At 62.8% G+C, this 13,491-nt stretch carries 4 protein-coding genes; 1 reads left to right on the top strand and 3 read right to left on the bottom strand.

Annotated elements, in window-relative coordinates; genetic code table 11:
* Positions 1 to 9: 9 nt before the first annotated feature.
* Genes hpaB through GWC77_RS22700 form a run of 3 tightly spaced genes read right to left on the bottom strand, consistent with a single transcriptional unit; the run spans position 10 to position 11,995 of the window.
* Entirely contained in the window at positions 10 to 1,464 is a 1,455-nt protein-coding gene (hpaB, locus tag GWC77_RS22710) for a 4-hydroxyphenylacetate 3-monooxygenase, oxygenase component (protein ID WP_173260519.1), read from the bottom strand.
* 38 nt (positions 1,465 to 1,502) lie between these two features.
* Positions 1,503 to 5,762 (bottom strand): amino acid adenylation domain-containing protein, encoded by a 4,260-nt coding sequence (locus tag GWC77_RS22705; protein WP_173260517.1) that lies wholly within the window; start codon positions 5,760 to 5,762, stop codon positions 1,503 to 1,505.
* Positions 5,762 to 11,995: a non-ribosomal peptide synthetase/type I polyketide synthase gene (locus GWC77_RS22700; protein ID WP_254367098.1), complete on the bottom strand. Its 6,234-nt coding sequence runs from the start codon at positions 11,993 to 11,995 to the stop codon at positions 5,762 to 5,764. Before GWC77_RS22700 ends, GWC77_RS22705 begins: the two co-directional genes overlap by 1 nt.
* A 236-nt stretch (positions 11,996 to 12,231) precedes the next feature.
* On the opposite strand from GWC77_RS22700, the gene GWC77_RS22695 reads away from it, so the two are divergent.
* A complete protein-coding gene (locus GWC77_RS22695; RefSeq protein ID WP_173260513.1) occupies positions 12,232 to 13,344 on the top strand; it encodes a LysR substrate-binding domain-containing protein in 1,113 nt (370 codons plus the stop codon).
* Positions 13,345 to 13,491: the final 147 nt, after the last annotated feature.

Here is a 13,491-nt window from a genome sequence, read left to right as displayed (position 1 = left end):
GTGCAAAAGTTAGTGACCAAACCGGTGCGAGTCCTGGAGCAACTGGCGAACTTTTTCAATCGATCCCGAGCGGTCCTTGTCCTTGAAGATGGCGCTCGCCATCTGCACCGGATCGCCGAAGAAAAAGCGTTCGTAGAGCACCTGGCGCGATCCGAACGCGGACACGGCGGTATCCCAGGCAAGCCGGTAGAGCGGAATGCGCTCGCTCGCTTCCAGCCGGGCGGACTGATAGTAATAACGGATTTCGTCGCCGAGAGCGCCGTCCAGGTCGGCCTGCGTCGGCATCGCCACAAGGCCGCTTGCTCCGATCTGCTGAATGATTTCGACCATGCGTGGATAGAGGCGGGGATACAAATTGCGTGACGCGTCGAGCGGATCCCAAGCTGGCGTGAAGACACCATATTCGTTGGCCTGTGCATCGGATTCGCTAGCCCGCTTAAACGCCTTGAGCGTCGTCAGATTGACCCACACTTCGGCGATCTTTTCGTGGATGTGCTGGAAGCTCTCCAGCCCGGAACCGTCCACCATCATCGACGCAAGGCCGAGCAGGAACTCCGTCTTCGCGATGTTTTTGCACACAACCTGGTACGCCATCTGTGCCAGCGCGCCGGTACGAACCGCCACAGCATTACAGATGTTTACATCGCGATAGCAAAAGACCCTTTCCCACGGCACTAAGACGTCGTCGAATATCGCGACAGCATCCATCTCTTCGAAGCGTGAGCCAAGCGGATGGTCGAAGCCGTTGAAACCGTAGTCGACGCTGTCCCGGCAGATGAATTTGAGGCCGGGCGTGGCGGTCGGAATCGCAAAGGCAAAGGCATATCGCGCGCTTTCCTCGGGGCCGTCTGAAAGCCGGGCGGGGAACACCATCAGTTCGTCCGACAAAGGCAGCGTCGCGAGCATGCGCGCGCCGCGAATCACGAGCCCGTTGTCGCGTTCCTCGCGAACGTGCGCGGCCAGCAGCGGATCGGCCTGGCGAGCCGGACCGGCCAGCCGATTGGGTCGCGGATTCAACAGTGTGTGCGTCAGTGAAAGATCGTTCGCGCGCAGATGTCGATGATATTGCGTCACGTTATCGCCGTAAGCGCGATCGCCGTCGCGGAAAAATTCGGCGGCACCGGCGTAGGCCGACATCGCACGGTTCAGATACGATGGCTCACGCCCCATCATCCCCATGCTGTATTCGGACGAACCCAGCATGGCCGCCCCGACGCGCTCGAGCTCGGTCTGTGTGCGCGGAATCGAAAACGATCGCGCAACCTTTTGATCGGTCAGCGGATCGGTTTCCAGCATCACGCTCGCCTGTTGCCACTGAAAATCGTACAGGCCGGCGAGGCTGCGCACTCCGTTCGCGAGGCCCGGCTCCGCGGTGACGTCCTGCACGCGGACGCCGCGGTGCCACACTTGCGCGGGATGTGCGCGGAATCGTTCGAGAACCTCGTGTCCCCTTCTTGCACCCATTGTCGAATCCTTTATGAAATTTCTTGAAGTACACGAACCTATTGATTCGATGCGCACGCCGTCTGCGCATCGTCGACGAGCGGCAGAACCCGGTCTTGCGGCGCTCCGTGCGTCAGGCATTCGATGAGCGCCTCGACGATCTTGCCGACGTGAGGCATCGAGAGCACCGTTTCATGCCGTCCCGGCACAATGCGTTCGCTAGATGCGGCGCCGGACTCGCGCGGCCACGGCCGGCCGCCGCGCCGGTTTGTCGTAGTGAATTCGGGTTCCGCGGCGCGCAGCAATAGCAACGGCGGCGTCGGCCACGCGGTGGGCCGATAGCCAGCGATGGCGAGGCAATGCGCCCGGTAGGTATCGATCATTCGCCGGATCGATGCCCCATCCAGATCGTCCGGGAACGCGCCGGCCGCGCGGGCAAACTGGACCACCGACTCGTAGCGCGCATCGGCCGACACGTCCGTGACGTAATCAGTGATAGCGTCGCCGTCCCAGTCCGGTGCCGAATGGATGCCGTCGCTTAACCAGCGCAGCAGCCACGTGGTGTCGTCGGCCTCGCCGGTTGTTTCGGACGTCGCGTCGTTCTCGAACAGATAGGTATCGACGAGCCCCACGAGGCTGACGCTGCGCTTCGCTTCGGTAAGTCGCCGCGCCATTTCATACGCGACGGCCCCCCCCGCCGAGTAGCCGAGCAGAGCGTAAGGGCCGCGCGGGTGTTGCGCGAGGAGGTGATCGACGTAGAACGATGCCATCTCGCCGATGGAGCGCTGCGCCGTTTGCCCCGCCTCGAAACCGAGCGGCTGAAAAGCGAACACAGGGTAGCCCTGAGCGCCGAATAAAGCGGCCAACGCCTTGAAACAGGACACTGTTCCGCCGGCCGGATGCACGCAAAAGACCGGCATGCGATGGGCGCCCTTTTCGAGGGCCACCAATGGCGTCCATGCGCCGTGCGGTGCTTGCCGTAACGCGAGCTGTTCCGCAATCCCGCGAACGGTCGGCGCTGCCAGCAACGCCGTCAATGGAAGTTCGACATCGAAGTGCGCGTTCAGACGGGCGACCAAACGGACCGCTGCAAGCGAATGACCGCCGAGCCGGAAGAAGTCGTCGTCGATATTCTCGATCTGTTGACCCAGCACCTCGGTCCACACGTCAGCAACGCGCTTTTCCGTATCCGAGCGTGCTAATAACGCGGCACCCACGCTGTTTCGGGCGGCGCGAAAATCGGGCAACGGCAACGCGCGGGGGTCGAGTTTTCCAGCCACGGTCAGCGGAAATTCACGTAACACGACCACGGCCGCTGGCACCATGTAACCGGGCAGACGCGCTTCCAGCGCGGTAAGCAGCGCTGCTGTGTCGAGCGGCTCTCCATCATGCGTCAGCGCGTAAGCAATCAAGGTCTCGCCGCGGTGAGCGAGGTCGCGAACCACCACGCGGCTGTCGAGGACGTCGTTCGCGTCATTGAGCGCAGCCTCGATTTCTCCCAGCTCGACGCGCTGCCCGCGGATCTTGACCTGCCCGTCTTTACGCCCGACGAACACGATGCGCCCGTCCGCAAGTTGCTTGACTAGGTCGCCGGTCTTGTACAACGTGCCAGGCCCGCCAAACGGGTTGGCGATGAAGCGTTGCCCGGTCAGTTCGGGACTCTGCCAGTAGCCGGCAGCCACACCCGTTCCGCCGATATAGAGTTCGCCGATCACGCCGGCGGGAACGGGCTGACGCTTTACGTCGAGCACGTAACAGGCCACGTGTTCGAGCGGGCGGCCAATCGTCATCTGCCGGTCGTCCGGTGAACACGGTGCCGCGGTCGCGGTGACCGTGGCTTCGGTCGGTCCGTAGCAATTGAGGAACCGCCGTCCGGGCGCCCAGCGCCGGACCAGATCCTGCGTACAGCGTTCGCCGCCGGAGATGACGCAGCGCAGCGCCGGGAGATTGTCGGCAGGCAGCAGGGCCAACGCCGAGGGCGTCAGGTTGGCATGCGTAATCGCCTGCTCGCGGATCAGCGCGGCAAGCTCCGGACCGGGCATGACGTCCCGCTTCGAAACCGGAAAGAGAGTGCCGCCGCTGCTCAGGGTTGCGACGATCTGCTCGATCGACGGGTCGAAATTGAACGACGTGAACTGCAGTACCCGGCTCGTGGAATCGATGCCGTACAGCTTCGCGGCGGCGTGCGCGAGATGAGTCACACTGCGGTGCCGGACCATCACGCCTTTGGGTTCGCCCGTCGTGCCCGACGTGTACAGGATGTACGCGAGCGATTCGGTTGACGACGGCAATGGATGCTTATACATCGGCGACTGGGCTTCGATGTCGGGCCACGCGTGATCGAGCACGATCGTCCGAGTGCCGTCGCGCGCCAGCGCGGCAACCGCCGGCGTGCCGGTCAGCAGGACGGCCATCCGGGTATCGTCGACGAGGTAGCGTACGCGCGCGTCTGGCAACGCCGGGTCGACCGGTACATAGATCGCACCGGCCTTCCAGATCGCGAACAGGCACAGTACCGCCGCCGCGGACTTGTCCAGATGCAGACCGACACGCGCGCCGGGCGTCACGCCGGTTCGCACGAGATAATTCGCGATCCGGTTGACCGTCGCAACGGCGTCGCCGTACGACACATGCTGGTCGCCGCAGATGATGGCCGGATGCGCCGGCGCCTGCCTCGCCTGCTGCTCGAACAGTTCGAAAACGAAGCCGCCGGGCAGGTCATCGGCTCGGGGCGAGTGCTGCGCCGCCGACAGCGCCGACCGGTCCTCCCCGCCCATCAGCGACAGCGCGCCGATGGCTTCATCCGGATGGCCGACGATCGAATGAAGCAGGGCGACATAGTGCGAAATCAGCCGCTTGATCGACGAGGCCTCGTACAGGTCGGCGTCGTATTCGCAGTGTCCGGTTAGCGCGCCATTCGGCCCACGGGTCACGGAGAGCGTTAGGTCGAACTTCGCGTAGCCCAAATGTTTGGGACCGCGCACTTCAGCATCGAGGTCCGCGAGTGAGAGACGCCGCGTCGCGGGCTGCATCACGAACATGACCTGCGTCAGCGGCATCGCCAGTCCGATCCGATCAGGCTTGATGCGCTCGATAATCTGATCGAACGGGACGTGCTGGTGCTCGAATGCTTCCAGCACCACATTGCTCACGATGCCCAGCACCTGCCGGTACGTCAGCGCGGCGTCCAGCTCCGAGCGGATCACCAGCGTGTTCGCAAACAGCCCGAATAGCCGGCCAAGGTCCGGATGCGGCCGGTTGGCCACCGGCGTCGCGACCGCCAGATCGGTTTCATCCGTGTACCTCGCCAGCAGAATCTTGAATGCGGCGAGCAGCGCCATGTAAAGCGTCGCGCCTTCCGAGCCAGCGAGTTGCGACAGTTGCCGGCTGAACGCCGGGTCCACCTCAAAATGTTCGACGTGGCCTCGAAAGCCTGCCACTTCGTTGCGTTCGTGGTCGGGCGGCACAGTCTTTCGCCCGCAAAGGCCGGCGAGCTTCGAAGCCCAGAAGTCGAGTGACGCGCGGCAATTTTCGCCGGTCTGCCAGCGCTCCATGCACCGCGAATAGTCGGCATACTCGAGCGGCAACGGCGGAAGTTGCGGGGGCGCGCCGCGCACGAGACCGCTATAGACCATCGAGAGTTCGTCATAGAAGACCGCCATCGACGCGCCATCCATGACGATGTGATGCAACGTCAGCAACAGGCGGTGCTCTCGCGGCGCGAGCCGGAGCAGACGAAACCGGATCGGAGCGTCGCGCGCAAGGTCGAAGCGGCGACGCCCCTCCTGCAGTGCAATCGCCTCCGCTGCTTGCCCGATATCCGCGCCGGCGTGTAACGTCAGGTCGTCGTACGCGATCGCTGCCGTGGCGGCCCGAGTCACTTCGAGAGCGACGCGGCCCTGCGCGTCCTGAACGAAGCGGGAGCGTAGCGCCTGATGGCGCATCACGAGCAGATCGAGCGTTTGCTGGAGCGCATCGCTATCCAGCGGCCCATGCAGCGCGATTTCAAGTTGCTCGTTGTACGGGCAGCGTTCGTCCAGCACCTGCTCCAGATACCAGAGCCGCGCCTGCGTACTCGAAGCGAAGCCGCGAGCGGTGCGCGAAGGCAGCGCTGCGTCGACGAGTTCGGACAAGCTGCTGTCGTTCAGCGCATCGTGTCCGAGCCATTCGAGAAGGGCCGCCTTGTTGTCCGACAGGATCGCGCGGAACTCCCCGTCGAGCGGCTGGCCGTTCGAGGACTTCGCGAACAGTCGTCCTTTCTTGGTCGATAACACGATGCCGCGTGCGTTGGCCAACGACAGAATGTCTCTAAGGCGCATCAGAGAATCTCCTCGAGATCACAGTCCTCGTCGAACCGCGTCGCCGCACCCGCAGATGCGCGCTGTTTCTCCCGAAGTGCGTCTGCGTGGACGAGGCCGGGCACGCTCGCTTCCGCGGGTTGAGAAACCAACATGTCGAGCGCGTTGCCGAAGTCAGCCAGCAAAGGTTCGAGCGCTTGCGCCGGGAAGCCGGCGAGGCGACACGAGCAATCGATCACGAAGTGGTCCGGATACTCCGTCGCGTGGAACTCGACGTCGTACCATTGGTGGCTTCGCCGATTCAATGCGTATTCGGCCTGCAGGCCCGTGAACGCAAAGTCCGCAGCCTTGATACGCTTGGTGTGGATAAACGCAACACTTGGCGTGGCTTCGCGATCACGCGTCGGGCCAGACATGGCGAGACAGCTTTCCTGCGCGTCGAGCAGGTTTCGCTGCAGATCGAGCAGGTACGCCTTGATCGCGTTGTCATTGCCGGCCGGCCGGTGGATCGCCACCCAGTTCGTGCATTGGCCGACGAGCGTCGGAAGATGGTGCAGGCTTTGGCCCGCCATCGGAATGTCGATGGCCGCTTCACGCGAGGTGTCGTTCGAAAGCAGCGCGAGCTGTGTGGCCGCCAGCAGCAGCGTGAACGGACTGCATTGGTACTGGGCGCCGACGGATCGGATCAGGCGCGTCAATGACGCCGGGATGTCGAGGCTTCGATGCACTGTATTAAATGCATCGGCGGTCAGCGCGGTGTCCGCATCGATCATAGCCGTCGCGTTTCCGGCTGACGGCAGAGCGGCACCCGGGCCCGACGATTGTTGACCACACGCATCCGCTCGCTGCTGCATCACGAAGTCGCGCCATTGCGACGGCTTGGCTGCCGTATCCGGCGCGGACGACAGGTTGGCGTTATAGCGTTTCGCGAGCTGTTCGATCAGCACGTCCAGCGACCAGCCGTCGCATATTGCTGCGTGAGCCGAGATCAGAACGATCAGCCGTGCGTCACCGAGCGTCACCACGCTGAAGCGGGCCAGTGGGCCTGTCGCGAGCGCGAAAGGCATGCGTGCGTCGTCGGCGATGATCGCTTCCAGCGATGCGTCGCTTCCGTCGATCCAGCGGATCGGCACGGACCCAGCTAGTTCGTCGGCGATTCGCAGTCGTGCAGGGGAACCCGCGATCGTCGCGCGCAACGCGTCGTGCCGCGCATACAGATCCTGAATCGCGCGCGCGAGTGCGTCACGATCGACCGCACCCGTCAATGTAACGATCGCCGACTCGCGATGAGCCAGCGAAGCGGCCGTGCACAGCGCCGCACGCTCGACGACGATCTGCTGCGCAGGCTGCAACGCAAGATCGTCCGCGTCGGCGTGACCGGCCACGGCGCCCGCTACGGCCGCCGCCTGCGCGCCACGCAGCCGCGCAGTGGCGTGCTCAACAATGTAATCGACAATCGATTCCAGCGTGGACAGTTCTCCGAGGAGTTGCCGGAACGTGACGGTCACGCCGAACGTCTCCTTTAGCATGAAGGTGAGCGGTGTCAGCAATAGCGAATCGAGGCCGAGTTCGAACAGCGACGTCGCCGGCAGTGCATCGTCATAGGGTTCGCCGGAAATGCTTTCGAGAATGCCTTTGAGCTGGCCGAGCAGTTCTTCTTTGGACGCGGCGGTGTGGCCGGGCGCGCTCTCACTTACCCCAGGCTGTGCGCTCACCGTGATCACAGCACTCACGGCTGCAACTGGCACTGCCGCACCTGACGCAGCGGCAGGAAGTGTCGCTGCCGGATCGATCCAGTAGCGCTTGCGCTCGAACGGGTAGGCGGGCAATTCGACACGACGGCTTGCCTCGCCGTAGTATGCCGGCCAGTCGAGTTCGAAACCGGCGAGCCACAGATAGCCGAGCGCGTTCGCGAGCGCGAGCGACTCCGCGTCATCCGTTGCCGAATCCCCTAGCGCAGCGATCGCGAACTGGCGTGCTTCACGCTTGAACTGCATGGATGCCAGCGAGCACAGCGTGGTGCGTGGGCCGACTTCGAGCAGCACGACGTCGTCGTCTTTGCAAAGCGTGCTCACTGCTTCGGAGAAACGTACCGGCAGTTGCAAATGGTTCGCCCAGTACAACGGATCGACCGCTTCGGCATCGGTCATCGGCAGGCCTGTCACCGTCGACACGATCTGCACGCGCGGCGCGCGCAGCGTCATCGCACGCAGGATCTCCAGAAACGGGGCGACAGCAGGTGCCATCATCGAAGAGTGGAATGCGTGCGAGGTGTGCAACGGCTGCGAACGCACGCCCCGTCCATCCAGTGTCTGCTTGAGCGCGTCCAGCGCGACGCGAGGTCCGGCGACCACGCAGAGGTTCGGTGCGTTGATCGCCGCGATGGAGAGCGACGCGTCGAGATTCTCCGATAGTTGCTCATGCGGCAAGCGCACAGATAGCATGCCGCCCACCGGCAGTTCGCTCATCAGGCGGCCTCTCGCTGCGATCAGCCGGAGCGCGTCCGGAAGCGCAAATACGCCAGCGAGCGTAGCCGCGACGAATTCGCCGATGCTGTGTCCCACCAGTAAATCCCCGTTGATGCCCCAGCTCATCAGGGTCTTCGCCAGCGCGTATTCGATGCAGAAGACAGCCGGCTGCGTGAAGCGGGTGTGGTTCAGGCGGGCCTGAAACGCGTCATGATCTGCTTCGCGATTTGCGTCCGCGGGCAGGAACAACACGTCGCGCATATCCACACCGAGATGCTCCCGCAGAATCGTCGAGCACTCGTCGAGCGCCGCGCGGAAGGCGGGTTCGTGTCGATACAGGTTCGCACCCATATCGACATACTGCGTTCCCTGGCCAGGGAACGCGAACACCAGCCGCGGTCGCGTGACGCGCGGGCCGCCGCGGCGGTAGGACGCCTGCGGGTCCAGCGTAAAACTGTCGGCTGCGCTGCGTCCGTCCGGGCACCGGAGTTCGAACGCCCTCGATTTGAGCCGCCGGCGGCCCACGGCGAGCGTGTATCCGACGTCGGCCGAAACGTGCTCCTGGCGTCCCGCGACACGCGACGCGAGTGCCCGCAAGGCGGTCTCGCTGTCGGCAGAGAAGGGCAGCAGCGTGTACGGACGCGTCGTTCGCGTGGCGGTGTTTGCGGCGGTGCGTAGCGGTGCTTCTTCGACGATCAGATGCGCGTTCGTCCCGCAAAAGCCGAAGGAGCTGATACCTGCGCGCCGAGGCGTCGAGCCTGCGGGCCAGTCACGCAAATCGGTATTGATGTAAAACGGGCTGTTGTCGATATCGATGTTCGGATTGATATCGCTGAAGTTGACCAGCGGCGGGATCTTACGGTGAGTCAGCGCGAGACAGACCTTAATCAGCCCGACCACGCCGGCCGCGGTTGTCGGGTGGCCGAGATTGCCCTTGACGGAGCCCAGCGCACAAAAATTCTTTCTCGCGGTGGCGGCTTCGAACACGTTCCTGAGCGCTTCGAATTCGATCGGGTCGCCCACCGGTGTGGCGGTGCCGTGCGCTTCCATGTATGTGATCGATTCCGGCGAAATCTGCGCGCGTTCCTGGGCCGTCGAGATCACGTCCACCTGGCCCGGGATGCTCGGCGCGAGATAGCTCTTCTTGTGCAAGCCGTCGTGATTGACGGCGGAGCCGATGATAACGCCGTGAATCGTGTCCCCGTCCGCGACGGCGTCGCTCAGCCGCTTGAGCACCACGGCGCCCGCGCCGTCCGAAAACATGGTGCCGCTCGCGTCGGACGAAAATGGCCGGCACTTGCCATCGCGTGTGAATATGCCGCCCGGTTCGTGCAATTGCCCCGTCATCTGCGGAGTGCGCAGTTCGATCGCACCGGCGAGCGCCATGTCGCACTGGTAGCTCAGCAAGCTGTGCACCGCGCTGTCGACGGCCACAAGGCCCGTCGAGCACGCTGTATTGATGCTCAGACTCGGTCCCGTCAAGTTCAGCTTGTGCGACACCAGCGTCGCGACATGATCCTTCTCGCGACCGATCTCAACTTGCACGTCACCGACCATCCTGATCAGGTCTGGATGGGTCGATACGTTGTAGTGGTAGTAGAAATTGTTGCCCATGCCGGCATACACGCCGACCGCACCGTCGAAGCGATCCGCGTCATAGCCGGCCGACTCCATGGCTTCCCAGGCTACCTCGAGGAAGACCCGTTGCTGCGGGTCCATCACGCGGGCGTCATTCGGGCTGATCCCGAACAGCGATGCGTCGAACCGATCTGGGTCTTTGATCATCCCGCGAGCACGCACGTAGTGTTCGCTGCTGACTGTGTCGGCAGTGATGCCCGGATCGTCTTGCGCAGGCGAGAAACGGGTGACGCTGTCGCGCCCGGCTGCCAGGATGTCCCACAAGTCGTCGACCGAATCGGCGCCCGGAAAGCGTCCCGCCATGCCGATCACGGCAATGCGCTCGTCGTCGCCGGCGCTACGGCGTCGTCGACGGCGCGACGCGGGCTTCGACGACGCCGACGGCGCCTGTCCGGCAGCGTGCCGCTCGATGTACGCAGCGAAAGCGTCGATGGTCGGATGCTCGAAGAGCGCCGCGACACTGACCTTGATTGCCGCGTGCTTTCCCAGCATGGCAACGAGACGATTGGCCTGCAGCGAATCGATACCGAGGTCGAACACGCTCGTGTCGGTCTCGACCGTCTTCGCGCCCAGCAGATGCTGCACGATGCCGACGATCAGCTCCTTGTGCGTCCGGTACGGGAAGCGCTCCGGATCGTCCGCGGGTTCGTCTTCGTGATCGAGGGCTTTCAGCGCGTTCCGATCGATTTTGCCGTTCGGCGTGAGCGGAAGAGTGCGTACGAACACGAGACGGGCGGGCACCATGTAGTCTGGCACCCGGGCGCCGAGCGCGGCCTTCAGCGATGCCGACGTTAGTCCGCTATCGTGTGACGGAACGACGAAGGCAGTCAGGCCGGCCACGCCTTCCGGGTTCGTGATTGCGATGACCGCGGCCTGCTGCACACCGGCAACGCCGAGCAGGTTTTCCTGCACGTCGTTGAGTTCGACCCGAAATCCTTTGACTTTGACCTGGTCGTCCGCGCGGCCTTTCAGCGCCAGTTCGCCGCTGCCGAGAAAATAGGCGAGGTCACCGGTTCGATACAAGCGCGCGTGCGGATCGCCGGAGAACGGATCCTTGATGAAGCGAGCCTGCGTCAGCGGGTCATCGGTATAGCCCACGGCTACGCCCGCACCGCCGATAAACAGTTCGCCTGTTTCGCCGTTGGCGACCGGAGCAAGGTCGGCGTCGAGCACGTGCAGCGTGGTGTTGTCGATGGGCGTGCCGACTGGGATCGATCGTTCGTCTGGCATGACGCGATGGCAGGTCGACCAGACCGTCGTTTCGGTCGGGCCGTACATGTTCCAGAGACTCCCGGTGGCGCGCAAAAGCCGGCTCGCGAGCGATGCGTCCAGCGCCTCGCCGCCACACAATGCCTTGAGCGCCGGAGCGCCTTGCCAGCCGGCGATAAACAGCATGCGCCAGGTGGCCGGCGTCGCCTGCATCACCGTGACCGCGTGTCGTTCGATCAACTCTGCGAGACGTGCGCCATCGGCCACTTCGTCGCGCGAAGCCAGCACAATCCTGCCGCCTGTCAGCAGAGGCAAAAAGAGTTCGAGCACGGAGATGTCGAACGACGGCGTCGTGACGGCAAGCAACGTATCGGTCGGCTCTAGACCGGGCCGTTTGCGCATGCTGTGCAGGAAGTTGGCCACCGCGCCGTGATGGACCTTGACGCCCTTCGGCCGTCCCGTCGATCCCGACGTATAGATTACGTAGGCGAGGTCGTCGGGCGTCACCGGCGCCGAGTCGAGCGCGGCGACGGACTCACTCGAGCGGAACCAAGCGTCGCTCAAATCGAGAGTGTGCCGAACGGGCGCATCGATGTTCAACACGCCGTCGTAGATCAAGCACTGCAGGCCCGAGTCTTGGACGATGTAACTCATGCGGTCGCGCGGATAAGCCGGATCGAGCGGCACGTAAGCGGCGCCGACGCGATGAATGGCGAGCATGGCCGCCAGCATGTGCACGGAGCGTTCAACGTGCAGTGCCACCAGATCGCCCGAACCCACACCTGCATCGAGGAGTTTCGCCGCAATACGGTTCACGCCGCTATCTATATCGCGGTATGTATATTCGACATTTTCAAAGATAACGGCAGTCTGATTTGAATGGAGATGTGTAGTCGCCCGAACAAGGGCTGGAAGCAAATCGAAAGGGGCGAATTTCATCGGGGGCTCATCTCGCTCGTGCGACACGTTCGGATTTTCGATGTTAGAGTGGGTTGGATTAAGTCGGACAACAAACCGCACAGAGCCTGTCGCAGGTGGAAGTCAGGCTCGAGCGGCAGACTGCTCTACGCTCGTCACAGCAGGCGAGGAAATCTCCGCGCGAAGGATTTCGTCTCGGATGGTTGGCGAACAGCGAGCACTCGCCCGGTTTAATTCCTTACAATTAGTTTCTACAAATGCGAAGCCGGGGCATAAAAGGCAAATGCTATTTTCATATAGCGAATTTTTCGAAATATATTATCGCCGGCGAGTCACAAAAAAAAGCGAAAAATGTGCTGCGGTTCGAGGAGTTAAAGTATTCGATCGGTCCAATGCAACTCCCCTCTTTACGCAATCTGCAAATCTTTGAAGTCGCCGCGCGCCATCAGAGCTTCCGAGACGCCGCCGACGCATTGTTTCTCACGCCTGGCGCGGTGGGGCGGCAAGTCAGAGCACTCGAAGCCGAATTGGGCGTCGAGCTGTTCGCGCGTGTCGGGCGTCGGGTCGTGCTGACGCCCCAAGGTCGCGAACTACAACTGGCGATGGCGGGGGCATTGAAGCTGCTCGCGGACTCGACCAGCAGGCTGAAGCAGGAAGCGACCCAGCAAGCCGGCCATATTTCCGTGACCGTACTTCCGTCGTTCTCTTCACGGTGGTTGGCGTCGCGCCTGAAGAGCTTCCATTCCGGGCATCCTGACACTCGCGTAGATTTGATTGCGACTATCGCGCCGCTCAATCTCGCCGCCAAGCAGATCTCGTTGGGAATTCGCTTTGGAAGCGGAAAATGGGAGGGGCATGCGTCGGAATTGCTGGCCGACGAGAGCCTTTTCCCGGTAGCCGCGACCAAGGGCATCAATGGATACGACGGCTTGCCGTCGTCGCCGAATCATCTCTTGCAATATCCGTTGCTCAACCCCTACGATGAATGGGGAGAGTGGTTCAAGCGTGCAGGCGTGGTGGGCCGGATTCCGAACAAAGGGGTAACTTGTGAAGACTCGCTACGGCTGATCCAAGCCGTGGAACGAGGCGACGGCGTTGCGCTCGCACGTAGATGGCTCGTTATGGACGCAATAACAACGGGAGCCATCGTTCGGCTTCCCGGTCCAGCAATAAGTGCGCGTCGCGGGTATTACTTGGTCTATCCAGAGAGTCAACCTTTGTCCGACTCGGCTCGTACATTTATTTCTTGGCTCAAAGAAGAAGTCCGTACTGCTCAGGCGGAAGAAGTCTGGAACATCAATGCTGGTGACGTGAATGGCCAGTGCGCCGGCGGCCTCGCACTAAAACCGGGGGCAGGTCAGCGGGACTAAAACGGGGAACGACAGCTCATTGACCTGCCCCCAACAAACCGGGCCAGTCAGAACCTAGTAAAGTTCGTTTTCGGAGAAGAAGACGAACATGAAGAAGCGTTTTACGGAAGAGCAAATCATCGGGTTTCTGAAGGAAGCCGAGGCCGG

The sequence above is a fragment of the Paraburkholderia sp. NMBU_R16 genome (assembly GCF_013282575.1).
Taxonomy (GTDB): domain Bacteria; phylum Pseudomonadota; class Gammaproteobacteria; order Burkholderiales; family Burkholderiaceae; genus Trinickia.
This window is presented reverse-complemented; position numbering and strand designations above follow the sequence as displayed.

What these genes read in the sequence shown, in the direction of transcription:
- hpaB (WP_173260519.1), bottom strand. Translation starts at nt 1,464, where the DNA reads ATGGGTGCAAGAAGGGGACACGAGGTTCTCGAACGATTCCGCGCACAT.
- GWC77_RS22705 (WP_173260517.1), bottom strand. Translation starts at nt 5,762, where the DNA reads ATGCGCCTTAGAGACATTCTGTCGTTGGCCAACGCACGCGGCATCGTG.
- GWC77_RS22700 (WP_254367098.1), bottom strand. Translation starts at nt 11,995, where the DNA reads ATGAAATTCGCCCCTTTCGATTTGCTTCCAGCCCTTGTTCGGGCGACT.
- GWC77_RS22695 (WP_173260513.1), top strand. Translation starts at nt 12,232, where the DNA reads ATGCGAAGCCGGGGCATAAAAGGCAAATGCTATTTTCATATAGCGAAT.